Source organism: Bradyrhizobium mercantei, from assembly GCF_001982635.1.
GTDB lineage: Bacteria > Pseudomonadota > Alphaproteobacteria > Rhizobiales > Xanthobacteraceae > Bradyrhizobium > Bradyrhizobium mercantei.
Genome location: NZ_MKFI01000001.1, coordinates 808627 through 824051, shown reverse-complemented (window position 1 = coordinate 824051; position 15425 = coordinate 808627). Strand labels below are relative to the sequence as shown.

Genomic DNA, 15425 nt, shown 5'->3' with positions numbered 1-15425 from the left:
CTCGTGCAGCCGGCGGGGCGGCCGTGCTTCATTCCGCAGCAATATTAACAGGCCCGTCGATCCCAAGACACTGCCGGACCAGCACCGGAATGGCGGCAAGGGCGGCGGCGAGTGATCGCCGGTGGCGCTCATCGCCGAACTCCTGGTAATCGACGGCGATCAGATGACTCTCCTGCACACCGAGATAGTGGGCGCAGGTGAAGATGTGAGTTTCCAGATGGTTCATGGTCTCCCGCACCCCGCCGGGGCCAAAGCCGAACTCGCCGCGCGAGCTCAGCACCACCAGCGTCTTGCCGCGCATGATCGGCTCGAGCGGAAAGTCGCCACGGGCGAGATCGAAACTGAAGGTCTTGTCGATCCGGATCACCTTGTCGAACCACGACTTCAATGCCCCCGGCATGCCGTAATTGTGCATCGGCGCGCCGATCACGATCACATTGGCGCGCTCGAGCTCGTCGATCAGCGCGTCGGAAAGGCGAAGCTCGTCGTGCTGTTGCGCGGTGCGGTCGCCGGGCGGCGTGAAGGCGGCGGCGACCCACGCCTCCGTGATGAGGGGCGGCGGGTCGCGGCCGACATCGCGTGAGATGACGGTGGCGGCGGGCTCGTGCGTCAGCCAGTGCTCGACAAAGGATTGCGAGAGTTTCCGGCTGATCGAGCGGTCGCCGCGCGGGCTGGCATCGATATGGAGCAGTGTCGTCATCTCTGGGCCTCGGCTGATTGGGCAGCAATGCATCCGCGGCACCATGGCCGAGAGCCGGGCCCGGCGCGATTGACGAATCCGGCAGGTGAGTTGAGAAAATCTCAACAGTGAAGCGGCGCATCATGGCGGTGCGGTGTGCAGGCGCGATCGCGGCGCGGTTTGTCGATATCGGACAGACAAACTTCACTCTCGACGCCGTCTCAACCCGGCTTGAGGATTCCTCATTATCGCCTCGCAGCGATCCGCTGCTCAGATGCCCCCATCCCGGCCCAAATCAATGCGCCGGACAACGGGGGAAACATGTTGCTCAAGCAAACACAGCTTCCGGCACAGGATGAGGCCGGCTTCGATGCCCACGGAATTGAGCCGGTGCCGGCGGCGCACCGCACGTCGTCATCGTTCGATCAGTTCTGGATCTGGACCGGCGCCAACATCGCCCCGATCAACTGGGTGCTGGGTGCGCTCGGAATCCAGCTCGGGCTGAGCCTGCTGCAAACGCTTGCCGTCATCGTCGTCGGCAATCTGTTCGGCGCGGCGCTGTTTGGCGCGTTCTGCCTGATGGGACATCGCACCGGCGTGCCGCAGATGGTGCTGGGCCGGCTGGCGTTCGGCCGCCGCGGCGCCTATCTGCCCGCACTGGCGCAGGTACTGATGCCGATGGGATGGGTCGCGATCAACACCTGGATCGTGCTCGACCTCTGCATGGCGGCGCTCGAACGGATGGGGATCGGCGGCGGCGTCGAGCTCAAATACGCGATCGCGGTGCTGGTGATGCTGTTCCAGGTCGGCATCGCGGCGTGGGGCTTCAACGCCATCAAGATGTTCGAGCGCTACACCATGCCGGTCATTCTGCTGATCATGGCCGTGATGACCGCGCTCGCGTTCCTGCGCGTCGACATCAAATGGCAGGCCGCAACGGTGACCGGCATGCCGGCCTTCGCCGCGGCGACGCAGTTGATGACCGCGATCGGCATCGGCTGGGGCATCTCGTGGCTCACCTATGCGTCCGACTATACGCGCTTCACAAAACCCTCGCTCGGCGCCGCCAGGGTGTTCCGCGCGACTTTCCTCGGCATGTTCCTGCCGACGGTCTGGCTCGCGTTCCTCGGCGCTGCGATCGCGTCTGCGGGCGCCGGGTCCGATCCGTCGAAGCTGATCATTGCCGCGTTCGGCACGATGGCGCTGCCGGTGCTGCTGGTGCTGCTCCATGGCCCGATCGCGACCAACATCGTCGTGATCTATTCGGCGGCGCTGTCCTCGCTCGCGCTCGATCTGCGGCGGCCGCGCTGGGTGATCTCGGTGGTCTCCGGCCTGATCGCCTCCGCGATCCTCTATGGCTTCCTGCAGTCGGGCGACTTCGCCCATGCCTTCGACAACTTCATGGTCGCCTTGATCGTCTGGATCAGCCCATGGGCCGGCGTGACGCTCGCCGATTTCTACCTGGTGCGACGCGGCCGGATCGACATCGCGTCGCTCTATGAAGAGCCGGGTCAGGGTCGCGATTTCAACTGGGCGGGGCTGATCGCCTTTGCCGCCGGCTTCGCAGCCGCGTGGGCCTTCCAGATGGGCACCATCAAGGCCATGCAGGGCCCGCTTGCCCTGGCGACCGGCGGGGTCGACCTGTCCTGGCTCACGGGCATCGGCGTGGCGGCGGTGAGCTATCTTGTGCTGCACCGGCTGCTCGGACGGCCGCTGGCGCTGAGCGGCAAGTTGCCGGCTGCGGATGATGCGTCGGTCGCGCCGGCGCCGACATCGACCTGACAAGTGTTGCGCCGCCTCACTCGATCCGCGCGAACAGCTCGACCAGCGTCTCGCGCAGCCAGCGCTGCGCGGGCACGGTGTCGTTGCGCTGGTGCCAGAACAGGCTGACGATACGCGGCGGCGCCGGCAGCGGCACCGGCACGGCGTGCAGATGCTGTGCCTGGCGGGACTGCGCGCTGAGGTCGCGCGGCAGCACGCCGATCAGGTCGGATTGCCGCACGATCTCGTAGGCGGCATTGTAGTGATTGACGATGGCAACGAGGTTGCGCGACAGCCCGCGTGAAGCGAGAAACTGGTCATAGGTCGGCAGCGTCCTGCCGGCGAGGCTGACATCGACATGCCCAGCGCTGAGGAAGCTGCGCATATTGAGCCGCTTCCGGTTCGCAAGCGGATGATCGCGCCGCATGAAGCAGGCATAGTCGACCGTCCACAGCGAACGCGAACGGATCAGCCCCGGTTGCAGTGCCTCGTTGACATAAACGCTCAGCACGCAGTCGACCCGGTTGTCCTCGAGCTGGTCGGCGATCCCGATGATGGTGTTCGGCGCGGTGCGCAGCCGCGCGGTCGGCGCCATCTCGGCGAAGCGATTCAACAGCCGCGGCGTCACCAGCGACGAAACGTAGTCCGACATCGACAGGCTGAACTCGGTCTGCGCACTGCGTGAATCGAACACCTCCTTGTCGAGCGCGCCGCGGATGCTCTCCAGCGCGCCGCCGATCGGGTCCCACAGCGCCACCGCGCGCTGGGTCGGGCGGATTCCGGTGCCGGATCTGACGAACAAGGGATCGCCGAGCGCGTCGCGCAGCCGCGCCAGCGCGTTGCTGACGGCGGGCTGGGTCATTGTCAGCGCGCTCGCGGCGCGGGTGACGCTGCCCTCGGTCATCAGCGCCTCGAAGACTTTCAGAAGGTTGAGGTCGAGCCTGCGGAAGGACACGGACAGTATTCACCGTGGTGATGTACCAGATAACGATTATAAATTATTCCCATAATGTGGATTTGTCTATCATTCCCCGGCCTGACCTCGCGGCGCGTGCCGACCGCGGGGCGGAGGGGGGACTGTCATGTCGATGATCTCGGCGCGCATCGAGCGCCTGCCGTTTGCGCGTTTCCATGTGCACCTGCTGCTGATGGGCGGCCTGGGCTATCTGTTCGACGCGATGGATGCCGCGGTATTGGCGTTCATCTTGCCGGTGCTGCGCACCGCCTGGGGGCTCACCAATGTCGAGACCGGCGTGCTCGGCAGCAGCACCTTCGTCGGCTATCTCTTTGGCGCGTTGCTCGCGGGCACGCTGGGCGACCTGATCGGCCGCCGCGCGGTGATGATGTCGGCGCTGGCGCTCTACAGTGTGGCCTCGCTGGTCAGCGCGACGGTGGACAGCTGGCCGGCGTTCTTCGCCGCGCGCGTCGTCGCCGGCATGGGCACCGGCGCGGAGAGCGCGATCATCGCGCCGTATTTGGCAGAATTCGTGGCGCGGCGTTACCGCGGCGCCTTCACCGGTGCGCTGGCCGGATTCTTCTCGTTCGGCTTCGTCGCGGCCGCCTTGCTCGGCTATTTCATCGTGCCGGCCTACGACAACGGCTGGCGCATCGTGCTTGTCATCACCGCCATACCCGTCGTGATGCTGCTGTGGTGGCGCCGCTCGCTGCCGGAATCGCCGCGCTGGCTGGAAAGCCGGGGCAGGGCGACGGAAGCCGAAGCCGTGCTCGACAGGATCGAGACCAGTTTCGCGCGCGAGGGCCGCGTGCTGCCGGCGCCGGTCGCCGAACCGGCCGCGCCCGCCGTATCGTCGGGAACGCTGTTGAGCAATTTTGCCGCGCTGCTCGCCGGCCGGCAGGCCCGCATCACCACCATGACCTGGATCATGTGGCTGTCGATCACCTTCAGCTACTATTCCTTCTTCGTCTGGATTCCCGGGCTCTTGGTGCAGAACGGCATGAGCATCACCAAGAGCTTCGGCTATTCGCTCGCGATGTATTGCGCGCAGGTGCCGGGCTATTTCACCGCCGCCTATTTCAATGAGCGGATCGGGCGGCAGGCGACGATCGCGACCTATATGCTGCTCGGCGGCGTCAGCGCGCTCGGGCTCGCCTTTGCCAAGAGCGACGGCGAGATCATGACGGCCGGCCTGCTGCTGTCGTTCTTCATGAACGGCACCTATGCCGGCGTCTATGCCTACACGGCCGAGGTGTTCCCGACATCGGTCCGCACCACGGGCGCCGGGCTTGCTTCCGCGATCGGCCGCATCGGCGCGATCGCGGCACCGATCCTGGTCGGCTACCTCTATCCGAATTTCGGCTTTGCCGGCGTGTTCGGCGTCACCACGTCCGTCCTGTTGATCGGCGCTTTGACCGTCGTGCTGATGGGCGTGCCGACGCGCGGCCGATCGCTGGAAGAAATTGCAAGCAAGACCGCGTGAAGCATGATCCGGAAAAGTGTGAAGCGGTTTTCCGGAAAGATCATGCTCAATTAACTACAGCGGCGTCCTGACAGGAGACTTTCATGCCAACAACCCTCTTCAAGAACGCCGCGCTGCTCGATCCTCTGCGCTCCGACCTGCTCGAAGGGCATCACGTGCTGGTCGAGGATCGTCTGATCAAGGAAGTCTCCGATCGGCCGATCGACGCTTCGGCGGACCGCGTCATCGACCTCAAGGGCAAGACGCTGATGCCGGGCCTGATCGACCTGCATGTGCATGCGGTCGCCGTCGAGCTCGACCTGTCGCAGCAGGCGCGGATGGCCAACGTGCTGGTGACGCTGCGCTCGACCATGCTGTTGCGCGGCATGCTGAAGCGCGGCTTCACCACTGTGCGTGATGCCGGCGGCGCCGGCTATGCGCTGAAGCAGGCGATCGACACTGGCCTGACCGATGGTCCGCGGCTGTTCGTCTCCGGCCGCGCGCTGAGCCAGACCGGCGGGCATGGCGACGGGCGCGCCCGCTCGGATTATCTGGCCGACCCGACCTGCTCCTGCTGCGTGCGGGTCGGTGCCATCGCGCGCGTCGTCGACGGCGTCGATGCGGTGCGCAAGGCGGTGCGCGAGGAGCTGCAGATGGGCGCCGACCAGATCAAGATCATGGCGTCCGGCGGCGTCGCGTCGCCGACCGATCCGATTGGCGCCTACGGCTATAGCGAGGACGAAATCCGCGCCATCGTCGCGGAGGCGAAGGCGCGGCACACCTATGTGCTGGCCCACGCCTACACCGCGGAAGCGATCGAGCGAGCGGTGCGCTGCGGGGTGCGCACCATCGAGCACGGCAATCTGGTCGATTTTCCGACCGCGCGGCTGATGGCGGAGCAGGGCGCCTATGTGGTGCCGACGCTGGTCACCTACGAGGCATTGGCCAACGAGGGCGCGAAATACGGCCTGCCCGCGGCGAGCGTCGCCAAGGTTGCCGACGTGCGCGACGCCGGTCTGCGCTCGCTCGCGATCTACCGCGAGGCCGGCGTCAAGATGGGCTACGGCTCCGATCTGCTCGGACCGTCGCAGCGCCTCCAGAGCGACGAGTTCCGGATCCGCGCCGAATTGCTCGGCCCGCAGGCGGTGATCGCCAGCGCCACGGTCATTGGCGCCGAGGTGCTCGGCATGGAAGGCAAGCTCGGCCGCATCGCGCCGGAGGCGTTCGCCGACCTGCTGGTGGTCGAGGGCAACCCGCTGCGCGACGTGAGCTGCCTGCTCGGCCAGGGCGAGCATATTCCGCTTGTCATGAAGGCCGGGCACGCGGAGGTCGACCGGTTGGGCGGTTAAGCGCGCAAGGCCAGATTACCGCCCAATCGGAAGGCATGGCAGGATCATCGCCCAAATCGGCACTGAGCAAAGCAGGCACCAGCCCGCGATGACGGCCACGAATACGAAGTCGAAGGGAAAAATAACGGAGGCCGCCTTGCTTGGGTCGTCCAAGCCCTTCTTCTCCACGAAGCGCTTATAGTTGGCCTGACCGGAATCCCACACCCATCGCGTGAAGCCCGGCCATCGAACGAGAATGAAGCAGAGCCAGAGTGCGGGAAACGCCGTAAAGAGACCCACAAGCGCCCACAGCGATGTGCCCTGACCATTCTTGTCGGAGATGGTCCAGCCCGGACACGCACCGCCGGTCGGATCGACCAGGACGAGAATGCAAACGGCGATCGCCAGCCACGTCAGGCAGATGGCTGCGCCCCATTTGGCGACCCGGCGGCAAAACTCCGGATCGAAATCGAGAAGGGACGGGCTCTCGTTCATGAGGGCATTCTACTGCCGACCGAGTTTTTCCAGCAAGGCCGGGCAATGTCGTCGCCTTGCCGCGCGCTTCGACAACAGCACCGCCGAGGGCCTTGTACTCACCACACCACGCGCAAACCGGCGGTGCCCTTGTAGCTGTGGTTGTCGCCGGCCTCCTGCAGGCTGGCGCGATAGGTCGCTTCGCCGAATACGGTGTAGCGGCCGTTGCCCCAGCTGTAGCTGCCGCCGCCGCCGATAGAGCCCCAGAGCCGGTCGTTGGCGCTGGCGAAGCTCGTGCCCGCGACATCGACATTGCTGCCGTCGAGGAATTCGTAGTGCAGATTGCCGATCGCGTAGAGGTCGGAGCGCGCGATGCTGGCGCCGTCGCTCCAGCTCTTCTGGTGATTGAGCATCAGGCCGACGCGGCCGAGCAGGCTGTCGGCATTGCCGAGCGCGACCTGCGCGCCGAAGCGGTCGGCAAAACCGTCGAAGTCGACCTTGGAATAGGCGAGTTGCGCCTGCGGGGTCAGCGAGAAGCCGTTGCCGACATTGATGCGTTTGCCGCCTTCGACGCTGAAGGCGTAACCGAGACCTTCATTGCCATGGGTCATGCTGCCGACGAGGTCGGAGGTGAGATCGCCGCGATAGAACATGGTCTGCATCTGGCCGTCGAGATAGACCCCGTTGTCGCCGTACCAGGTAGCGGTGGCGCCGACGCCGGTGCCCTCGGCGCGGATGCGGCCGCTGCCGAACAGCGAGTTCACATACGCCGTGGTCAGGCCGTATTGCAGCGTGAGGCCGACGATCAGGCGGCCGTAGCCGTTCTCGAGCGCGAGGCCGTCGAGCCCGGCCTGTGCCTTGAAGTCGTCGCTGTTCAAGGTCGAGCCCGTGGTGTTCGACGGCCGCAGGCTGGTCTGTCCGCCCTCGACGCGGCCCCAGAACGCCGATTGCGTCCATGAACTGTCGGCCTGCGCCGCCGGCGTGACGCCCATCCGCGCCATCGCCTCGCTCGGGCCGCCATTGCCGCCCCAATAGCGGTTGCCGACGCGCTCCTGCATCGACGGCAGCGCGTTCATGCCGAGCAGCACCTGGCCGTAGTTCTCATACAGCGGCACGCCGGGCTGGTACAACGGACCCGCGGACGTCGTCGGTGCGGCCGGATCACTGGGCGGATTGACCAGGCTGGAGCGCAGATACCAGTCGCCGTCCGTCGGCGTCGAGATGCCGTTCTTCTGCAGCGTGTAGGCATAGGCGCCGGCGACGATCGCCTGCTGGCCTTGCAGCGAATAATTACCCGCCAGCGTGAAGCTGCCGTTGGAGGCACCGAACACGTCGATCAGCTTGATGCCGTCGACGGTCTGCGCGCCGCCGCCGCCCGCGTTGTTGATCCTCACGGTCGAGGTGCCCGATGTGCTTCCGCCGACCAAGAGCCGGTCGGTCGCCGAGCCGTCGCCGCCGAGCACGGTGTTGAACAGCAGCGTGCCGCCGTTGCCGGCGTAGTTGCCGACAACCGTCAGCGCTGTGCCGGGCGTCGCGCCGAACCTGACGGTGCCGGCATTGCTGAGCGCCCCCACGATCTGGCTGAAGCCGTTAAGGTCGACCGTGCTGCTCGCACTGGCGGCAAATGTGGATGCCGCGCTGAACGCATCGGCCGTACCTGCGCGCAGCTTGCCGCCGGTGAGCGTGGTCGCGCCGCCATAGGTATTTCTCCCCGAGAGCGTCTGCGTGCCGCCGGTCAGCGCGAGCCCGCCGGTGCCGCCGATCGCGCCGGCGAAAGTATCGCTGCCATTGGTGATGATCAGTGTCTTGCCGCCGAGCGCGACATTGCCGTTGCCGGCGAGACTCTGGATCGCGGTGCCGGTGCCCGCGAGGCCGGAGATGTCGAACGCCGCATTCGCCACCACATGGCTGGAATTGCTGATCGACCCGGTGCCGGTCAGTGCCAGCGTGCCCGCTGAGATCGTGGTCACGCCGCCATAGGTGTTGGCGCCGGACAGCGTTTGTGTGCCGCCCGCGAGCGTCAGCCCACCGCTGCCGCCGATCGCACCGGCGAACGTATCGTTCGCGGCGGTGAGCGTCAGCGTCTTGGCGCCGAGATCGACGCTGCCGCTGCCGGACAGCCGCTGGATGTTGGTGCCCGCGCCGGAAAGCCCGGCGATCGAGAACGTGCCGTTGGCGATCACCTGGCTGGAAGCGGAAATGTCACCGGCGCCTGATAGCGCCAGCGTGCCCGTCGTGATCGTGGTCGCGCCGGTGTAGGCTTGGGCGCTGGAGAACGCCTGCGTGCCGCCGGTGACCTGCACGCCGCCGGTGCCGCTGATCGTTCCGGCAAAGCTGTCGTGCCCGTTGGTGATGATCAGGTCCTTGGCGCCCAGCGTGACGCTGCCGGCACTGCTGCCGGCGAGGCTCTGGATGTGCGAGGCGGCGTCGGGGACATTGGAGATATTGAACGTTGCGTTGGCGACCACACGGCTTGAAATGGCGAGAGCGTCACTTGAGCCGGCGACCCCACTCAGAGAGAGCGATCCCTGCTGGATCACCGTCTCGCCGGTATAAGTGCTGCTGCCACCGAAGATGAAATTGCCGGTGCCGATCTTGGTCAATCCGCCGACCCCGCTGAAGCCGACGCTGCTGAGAACGGTGAAGCCGTTGGTATCGACGGTCAGTCCGCCGGCGGCGATGTTGTTCTGGGCCGCCGTTCCGGCGGAGGCATTCACGGTATTGATGCGAGCGCGGATCGTCGCATTGTCGTAGTTTATCTGACCGCCGGCGTTGCTGATGCTAAAGCCGAAGCCGCCCATGACTATGGTAGCGTTGCTGACGTTGAGGGTGGCCGTGCTGCTGCCCGCCGGGGTGCCGACGATGAGCCTGTTTGTGGTGCTGACGGTCGCACCGTCCGTGACATTGAGCACGCTTGTGGCGCCGGCGAACAGGGTGATCGTGGCGGCGTTCAACTGCGAACCGGCCCCTGTCACCCTGACGGAGGCCGTACCACCTGCGACATCGCCGATCGAAATCGAGCTCGAACTCGTCAGCGTGCTGCCGTTTTGAATTGTGAGATTGGTCGTTCCACCGACCGCGTCGCGCACGTTCATAGCGCCGGTCGTGCCGGTCGCTCCGGGGCTCACGCCGAGGACGACATTTGAATTGGGCGCGATGTTGACTGCGCCTCCGGCCGGCACCGTTCCACCGGACCAGTTCGAGCCCACCGTCCAGTCGTTGCTGGTGGCGCCGGTCCAGGTCTGCGCCGCGGCCGAGCCCGGTGACAGCGCCGACAGCGCGGCCACCGAGGCGCTCAGCAACAGCAGCCGCTGGAACTGCGCGCGGACGCGGGACGGCGGTTCCGTCCGGCGTGAATTGAGAGTGGTGTCACCAACGTGTCGTGCGATCGTCGTAGCCCCGATGCATTCGCGCATGGTGCCCAGCCCTTTGTTCTTGCCGCCGCCTGGCAGGTTGCATTCCGGCAAACCTTCGCCGCCTTGCGGATGTGCGTCACGCTATGTGACTCACTGTGAGCTGACAAATGAAGCTTGTGGCGCTGGCAGCGAAACGAAGCGCGGTGTGCCCGCCATGCAACGTCCGCGCGTTACAATTAATCGATCGCTAACCAGTTGAGCCGTGCCGGGTATGGAAATCGGTGCGCGAGCGGATGGGGAACGCAGCGGGCAGGGCGGCCACGACCGGTGATACCCGCGATCACGTTACCGCTGGTGGCGTTGACGTTGCCGGGCAGAAGCACGACATACCGTCTGTCAAACCCGCCGCTCCGGAGCCAGCCATGAACGCCCCCAACATCGAGTCCGTCACGCCGCAGTCCGACGGCGACGTTGTGGCGTGGCTGACCAACGAGACCCGCGACCAGCGCTTCATCGACAATATCTTCGCCGAGCTCTGCATCCGGTTACAGAACACCGGCATCCCGCTCAAGCGGGCGACGATGAATCTCCTGATCCAGCATCCGCAATGGCTCGGCGCCCGGATCATCTGGGGCGACGGCAAGCGCGAGGCCGAGATCACGCGGGTCGACTACGATGTCCAGCAGCGATCGGAGTATATCGGCAGCCCGGTCTACGAGATCCACCAGGGCGCCACCGAGGTGCGCGAGCGGCTCGCGCGCGATCCCCGCCGCACGCACGCGCTCTATGACGAGATGCGGGCGCAAGGCCTGACCGACTATGTGGCATGGCCGCTGCTGCATACGCTCGGCAAGCGGCATGTCGTGACCTTCGCGACCGACCGTGCCGGCGGATTCGATGACGCCCATATCGCCAGCCTGATGAAGGTGCTGCCGGTGCTGGCGCTGGTCAGCGAGATCCGGATGAAGAACCGCCTGGCGCGGACGCTGCTCGAGACCTATGTCGGCGCCCATGCCGGCGAGATGATTTTGGCCGGCGCGACGCGGCGGGGCACCGGGACCACGGTCCGCGCCGCGATCATGATCTGCGACTTGCGCGATTTCACCCGGATCTCGGACTCCTGGCCGCGCGACGACGTCATCGATCTCCTCAACGATTATTTCGACGCGATGTCGGAGCCGATTGCGCGGCATGGCGGGGAAATCCTGAAATTCATCGGCGACGGACTGCTCGCGATTTTCCCGCTCAGCGAACCCAGGGCCTGCGCCAATCTGCTGCACGCCGTGTCCGAGGCGCGGGAGGCGATGGCGGCGCTCAGCGAAAAGAACAGCATGATGGGCCGGGCGCCGATGAATTACGGCATCGGCGTTCATGTCGGCGATGTCATGTACGGCAATATCGGATCGCGCAGCCGGCTCGATTTCACCGTGATCGGCCCCGCGGTGAACATGGCCTCGCGCCTCGAAGCGCTGACCAAGCAGTTGAAAAAGACGGTGCTGCTGTCGCGCGCCTTCGCAGACCTTGTCGAGCACGATTTCGCGCTCGAACATGTCGGCGAGCATGCGGTGCGCGGCTTCAGCGAGCCGATCGAGCTGTTTGCCTATAACGGCTGACGCCTGAGCGGCCGGAAATCTAGGCCGGTGTCGTCGGCTGCGCCGGCGCAGCCCGCTCGATGAACCCCTTGGCGAGGGCGTGATAGACGCCTTCCTTGCAGATCAGCTTCGAACTCGCATGCGCGATCAGGGCCGCGGCCATCAGCGGCACCACCATCGCGTGATTGTCGGTCATCTCGGTGACGATCACGAAGGCCGTGATCGGCGCCTGAACGACGCCCGCGAAATACGAAACCATGCCGAGCAGCATGATGGCCGGCAGCGGCGCGCCGTGAAACAGCGGGGCGATGTTGGAGCCGAGCCCGGCGCCGACCGCAAGCGAGGGCGCGAAGATGCCGCCCGGCATGCCGCTGATCGAGGCGAACGTGGTCGCCAGGAATTTCCACACGCTGAAGCTTTGGGGCAATTGCGATCCGGCTTCGAGCGCGGATTTGACCTGCTGATATCCCGTCCCGTAGATCGCCCCATCGGAAGCAATTCCGCAGATCGCTGCGGCCAGTCCGCAGACGGCGGCGAAGCCGATCGGATAGCGCTTGATCGCGCGTCCGGCTGGATTGGCAAATCCGCGCGCCATGACGATCAGGATGCGGCTGAACAGGCCGCCCGCCAGACCTCCGGCCACGCCGCAAAGCGGGATTGCGAGCCAGTCGGTGCCGTTGCGCAAGCCTGTCGCGCTGGTGCCGAAATAGGTGTAGTTGCCCATCAAGGCGAGCGACGTCAGGCCGGCGGCGATCACCGCGCCGATGATCAGGCTGGAGGTCCGCGTCTCGAAGGCACGGCTCATCTCCTCGATGCCGAACACGATCCCGGCCAGCGGGGTGTTGAAGGCGGCCGCGACGCCTGCGGCCGCACCGGCCAGGATCAGGCCGGGTTGACGGCGGGGCGAGAAGCGGCCGAGCGCGAACATGATCGACGCGCCGATCTGCACCGTCGGCCCCTCGCGCCCGACCGATGCTCCGCACAGCAGGCCGAACAGGGTCAGCAGGATCTTGCCGGCCGCCACGCGCAACGAAACCAGACTCTCGCGCGCGGTCTGGTCGGTCAAATGGCGTGCCGCGATGGCCTGCGGGATGCCGCTGCCTTGCGCATTCTGGAAAAAGCGATTGGTCAGAAAGACCGAGAGGGCGAAGCCTGCGGGTGTCAGCACCAGCGAGGCATAATGGAAACGCGATACCACTGCGCCAAAGGCGATCTGCGCCAGATCCGCGAGCTGGGCGAGCGCGACCGCCGCCGCACCGACCGCAATGCCGCCCAACAGGAAGATGGCGCGGCGCTGCCAACGCGCGGAGACCAGTCGGAACAGCCGCCGCTGGCGGTTGGAGAGGAAGTTCATTCTGAAGGCATTCTGGCTATGTCGTGGTCCGGGTACGTTCACGTCACTCCTGGCATGCTCGCATCCGCCCTCTGGGCGGGGATGTTCTTCACCAAGGATATTTTTAAGGGCCAGAGGAGCCGCTTGGCAACGGCGACTTGGCGGCAGGACGTGGGAACGAAGGAGGGTCCCGCTTTCGCTGGGATCGTTTCTCTCGTGCGGCGCGATCCGGCGCGCGTGCGCCGAGGCGACCTCATACCCCGAAGGAATGCCTCATCTGCCGGGCCATGCGCTGGACCGCGTCGGTGTATTGACCGTGGTTGAAGTGCTGATCGGCGATGTAAAGAACCAAAATAATGCCTACGGCAATCAATAGCCCTTTCACGCAATCCTCCTCGAAATCCAATCGCAGATAACGTGCGGATGGGTCGAAGTGTTCCCTGGGGGACAGGGGGTCTTACGCGTCCGGCGGCTTTGATGCGGTCATGGTTCGCTCCACTTCAACCGCCAGTGCTCGGATGTTCGGCGAGCTTGGCGAACAGGGCTTTCTTGGTCGCGTCGGTCGCCAGCCTGCTGATCAGTTCGCACTCCTCGGCCTCGACAAGAAGCTTCTCCAAGTGTGCCTTCATGTCCTTCATCGGATGCTCCCATGTCCGGTGATGCTGAATACGGATGCCGATTTGGGATGCGACGGGAACTCCTCAAGACCGCCAAACGGCGTAGCGGCAGAACCGATTGGTACTCTTGCGCAATGCGCGCCGCTTACCGCCGGCGCCGCTGCTATCTCGGAAACAGCCGGTCGCGGATATAGCGCGAGGTCGCGGTCAGGCGGATTCCGCGGGGCTTCTGCCAGGCGGCGCGATCGATCTCCTTCTTGTCGCCGATCGCCAGCCGTCCCTTGGCGTTCTTGGCGATGAAGATCGCGTCGCTCATCCTGCGGCCCGAACGCTTGTTCTTGGCCGTCACTTCCTTCCAGAGGCTGAGCCGACCGAGCTTGAGCTTCGGCAGCTCTTCCTTGATCTCGCGCTTGAGGCAATCCTTCCCGGTCTCGCGCGCGCGCCGACGGCCGCCGGGGAACATCCACAGCCCGTCAGATCGACGTCGAACCAGAAGGACCTTGCCGCGCTTCGCGGCAACCAGTTTGGAGGACTTGGTCATGTACTGCGCAATATCGAAAACAGAATCGATTTCATTCTAACTTGTCTATTTGGGTAGACAAGTTCTATTGACCTAGTGTTCCACAGCCATGTGTCGGCGGTTTGTCGGTGCAGCAGATCAACGAGGCTGCCGGCTGTGATGGTCTGTCGCGATCTCACCGCGTTGCCGGTGTTTTGCTCTCGCTCGCCGCGATCCCCGCTCCAAGCGCGCGCTGCGTAGCTCTCCTGATCTGGCTTGATGTCTGACACCCTCACGTTGAATTCGTGAGAACGGTGATGGTTCCCGGCGCGGGAAACGCGCGCCGCCCGCGTTTCGATCGACAAAGTCATGACGCGCCGGCTTCGTCGGGTTGACTTTGTATCCTTGACTTTATGTTCTTGTTTTGTTCTTATTGCCTTCCACCGTGAATAGGAGGCCGCCATGGACAACCGTATCAGCGAAATTCGCAGGCAGATCAGGGCATTGCGCGTCAGCATGCTCGAGGCCGAAGCCATCATGCGCCAGCAGATCGACCGGGATGAGGACTGCACCTTCGTCGCCGGGGACCTCCTCAAGATGCGGCTGGTCATGAGCCGTCTGGTCGAGGAGCGCGGCGTGCTGGGCGACCGCGAGCCGATCATCGTGCATGCGAGCGTTGCTCCGCGCCGCCGCGCCGCGACGATTGCGTTCATTCGCCCGGCGAAGCCGGAACGCGTCGCCGGCGAAGCGCGTGCGTGATGACATCGTCAGGATAGCGCGGCTGCGCGCCGAATTGCGCGCACTTGATTCATCCATGAACCAGCTCAGGCGGGCCGGACGCGACAGCGCATCCGTGCAGCTTTTGCTGTCGCGCAAGCGCGCCGAGCTGGAAGACGTGATGTGCCGGAGGAACGATGAGAGAGCCGCTTCGGTATTTCCACGACAGCGATGATCACGCGCCCTGGATCAAGGCGCTGGCCGAGGTCCGGCACATGGCGACGCGGGAAGGCTGGTGCTTTCAACACGTGCAGGCGATCATCGTGGCGATCGACCAGTATGCGGAAACCGCGCTCGGCAACCGCGAGTTCTTCCTCAACCGGCCGCAGACCGTTGGCCCGAAGCGACGAGGCGATGTGCCCTAGCGCATTTTCGATCGGCCGATCCAGAACGCCGAGCACTGCTGCCTCTGGAATACTGGGTCACCGCTTTCGCGGGTGATGACACCGCGTGGCGTGAGACGATGAATCGAGAACTATCCTTATCGTCGTCCTGGCGAAAGCCAGGACCCATTACCCCAAATCTTAATTGATGCGCGACGCTGGGGCCGCGATCCCCTTCATCACCGAATTCGGTGGTTATGGGTCCTGGC

14 protein-coding genes are annotated in these 15425 nt (G+C 65.1%); 6 read left to right on the top strand and 8 right to left on the bottom strand.

Annotation, left to right across the window (positions count from 1 at the left end):
- Positions 1 to 28: 28 nt before the first annotated feature.
- Positions 29 to 700 (bottom strand): FMN-dependent NADH-azoreductase, encoded by a 672-nt coding sequence (locus BI327_RS04015; protein WP_076858461.1) that lies wholly within the window; start codon positions 698 to 700, stop codon positions 29 to 31.
- Between the two features lie 300 nt (positions 701 to 1000).
- Between BI327_RS04015 and BI327_RS04010 the strand changes: the two genes are divergently transcribed.
- Positions 1001 to 2461, top strand: coding sequence for a purine-cytosine permease family protein (locus tag BI327_RS04010; RefSeq protein WP_076858460.1), 1461 nt, complete (start codon positions 1001 to 1003; stop codon positions 2459 to 2461).
- Between the two features lie 16 nt (positions 2462 to 2477).
- Here the strand turns inward: BI327_RS04010 and BI327_RS04005 are convergent, their stop codons facing one another.
- A complete protein-coding gene (locus BI327_RS04005) occupies positions 2478 to 3401 on the bottom strand; it encodes a LysR substrate-binding domain-containing protein (RefSeq protein WP_076858459.1) in 924 nt (307 codons plus the stop codon).
- Positions 3402 to 3522: 121 nt separating this feature from the next.
- Here BI327_RS04005 and BI327_RS04000 point away from each other — a divergent pair, with 121 nt between their 5' ends.
- Together BI327_RS04000 and BI327_RS03995 are read left to right on the top strand one after the other, a co-directional pair.
- Positions 3523 to 4878 carry an MFS transporter gene (locus BI327_RS04000; RefSeq protein ID WP_076858458.1) on the top strand — a complete coding sequence of 452 codons (1356 nt, stop codon included), beginning with the start codon at positions 3523 to 3525 and terminating at the stop codon, positions 4876 to 4878.
- Positions 4879 to 4961: 83 nt separating this feature from the next.
- Complete coding sequence (locus BI327_RS03995; RefSeq protein WP_076858457.1) at positions 4962 to 6206, top strand: metal-dependent hydrolase family protein; 1245 nt, start codon at positions 4962 to 4964, stop codon at positions 6204 to 6206.
- Positions 6207 to 6221: 15 nt separating this feature from the next.
- Here the strand turns inward: BI327_RS03995 and BI327_RS03990 are convergent, their stop codons facing one another.
- Both BI327_RS03990 and BI327_RS03985 read right to left on the bottom strand, forming a co-directional pair.
- A complete protein-coding gene (locus BI327_RS03990) occupies positions 6222 to 6680 on the bottom strand; it encodes a hypothetical protein (protein WP_076858456.1) in 459 nt (152 codons plus the stop codon).
- Between the two features lie 98 nt (positions 6681 to 6778).
- A complete protein-coding gene (locus tag BI327_RS03985) occupies positions 6779 to 10075 on the bottom strand; it encodes an autotransporter family protein (RefSeq protein ID WP_143271528.1) in 3297 nt (1098 codons plus the stop codon).
- A gap of 362 nt (positions 10076 to 10437) precedes the next feature.
- On the opposite strand from BI327_RS03985, the gene BI327_RS03980 reads away from it, so the two are divergent.
- The gene (locus BI327_RS03980) at positions 10438 to 11628 is read left to right on the top strand and encodes an adenylate/guanylate cyclase domain-containing protein (protein ID WP_076858454.1); all 1191 of its coding nucleotides are present in this window, start codon (positions 10438 to 10440) and stop codon (positions 11626 to 11628) included.
- 19 nt (positions 11629 to 11647) lie between these two features.
- Here the strand turns inward: BI327_RS03980 and BI327_RS03975 are convergent, their stop codons facing one another.
- From BI327_RS03975 to BI327_RS03965, 4 genes are all read right to left on the bottom strand, one after another.
- Positions 11648 to 12961: a chloride channel protein gene (locus tag BI327_RS03975; protein ID WP_076858453.1), complete on the bottom strand. Its 1314-nt coding sequence runs from the start codon at positions 12959 to 12961 to the stop codon at positions 11648 to 11650.
- 232 nt (positions 12962 to 13193) lie between these two features.
- Positions 13194 to 13325 carry a hypothetical protein gene (locus BI327_RS43490; RefSeq protein ID WP_283807765.1) on the bottom strand — a complete coding sequence of 44 codons (132 nt, stop codon included), beginning with the start codon at positions 13323 to 13325 and terminating at the stop codon, positions 13194 to 13196.
- Between the two features lie 115 nt (positions 13326 to 13440).
- The gene (locus BI327_RS03970; RefSeq protein ID WP_245334706.1) at positions 13441 to 13578 is read right to left on the bottom strand and encodes a hypothetical protein; all 138 of its coding nucleotides are present in this window, start codon (positions 13576 to 13578) and stop codon (positions 13441 to 13443) included.
- A gap of 142 nt (positions 13579 to 13720) precedes the next feature.
- On the bottom strand, positions 13721 to 14098 hold the full coding sequence (locus tag BI327_RS03965) for an NUDIX hydrolase (RefSeq protein ID WP_076858452.1): 378 nt from the start codon (positions 14096 to 14098) through the stop codon (positions 13721 to 13723).
- A 420-nt stretch (positions 14099 to 14518) separates the two neighbouring features.
- On the opposite strand from BI327_RS03965, the gene BI327_RS03960 reads away from it, so the two are divergent.
- Both BI327_RS03960 and BI327_RS03950 read left to right on the top strand, forming a co-directional pair.
- Positions 14519 to 14815, top strand: a complete 297-nt coding sequence (locus BI327_RS03960) for a hypothetical protein (protein WP_076858451.1) — start codon at positions 14519 to 14521, stop codon at positions 14813 to 14815.
- Between the two features lie 155 nt (positions 14816 to 14970).
- Positions 14971 to 15198 carry a hypothetical protein gene (locus BI327_RS03950; protein WP_076858449.1) on the top strand — a complete coding sequence of 76 codons (228 nt, stop codon included), beginning with the start codon at positions 14971 to 14973 and terminating at the stop codon, positions 15196 to 15198.
- Positions 15199 to 15425 lie beyond the last annotated feature (227 nt).

Excerpts from the sequence above, each read along its gene's own strand:
- BI327_RS03960 (WP_076858451.1), top strand. The coding sequence starts at position 14,519 with ATGGACAACCGTATCAGCGAAATTCGCAGGCAGATCAGGGCATTGCGC.
- BI327_RS04015 (WP_076858461.1), bottom strand. The coding sequence starts at position 700 with ATGACGACACTGCTCCATATCGATGCCAGCCCGCGCGGCGACCGCTCG.
- BI327_RS03950 (WP_076858449.1), top strand. The coding sequence starts at position 14,971 with ATGAGAGAGCCGCTTCGGTATTTCCACGACAGCGATGATCACGCGCCC.
- BI327_RS04010 (WP_076858460.1), top strand. The coding sequence starts at position 1,001 with ATGTTGCTCAAGCAAACACAGCTTCCGGCACAGGATGAGGCCGGCTTC.
- BI327_RS03995 (WP_076858457.1), top strand. The coding sequence starts at position 4,962 with ATGCCAACAACCCTCTTCAAGAACGCCGCGCTGCTCGATCCTCTGCGC.
- BI327_RS03970 (WP_245334706.1), bottom strand. The coding sequence starts at position 13,578 with ATGAAGGACATGAAGGCACACTTGGAGAAGCTTCTTGTCGAGGCCGAG.
- BI327_RS03980 (WP_076858454.1), top strand. The coding sequence starts at position 10,438 with ATGAACGCCCCCAACATCGAGTCCGTCACGCCGCAGTCCGACGGCGAC.
- BI327_RS03985 (WP_143271528.1), bottom strand. The coding sequence starts at position 10,075 with ATGCGCGAATGCATCGGGGCTACGACGATCGCACGACACGTTGGTGAC.
- BI327_RS04000 (WP_076858458.1), top strand. The coding sequence starts at position 3,523 with ATGTCGATGATCTCGGCGCGCATCGAGCGCCTGCCGTTTGCGCGTTTC.
- BI327_RS03990 (WP_076858456.1), bottom strand. The coding sequence starts at position 6,680 with ATGAACGAGAGCCCGTCCCTTCTCGATTTCGATCCGGAGTTTTGCCGC.
- BI327_RS03975 (WP_076858453.1), bottom strand. The coding sequence starts at position 12,961 with ATGAACTTCCTCTCCAACCGCCAGCGGCGGCTGTTCCGACTGGTCTCC.
- BI327_RS03965 (WP_076858452.1), bottom strand. The coding sequence starts at position 14,098 with ATGACCAAGTCCTCCAAACTGGTTGCCGCGAAGCGCGGCAAGGTCCTT.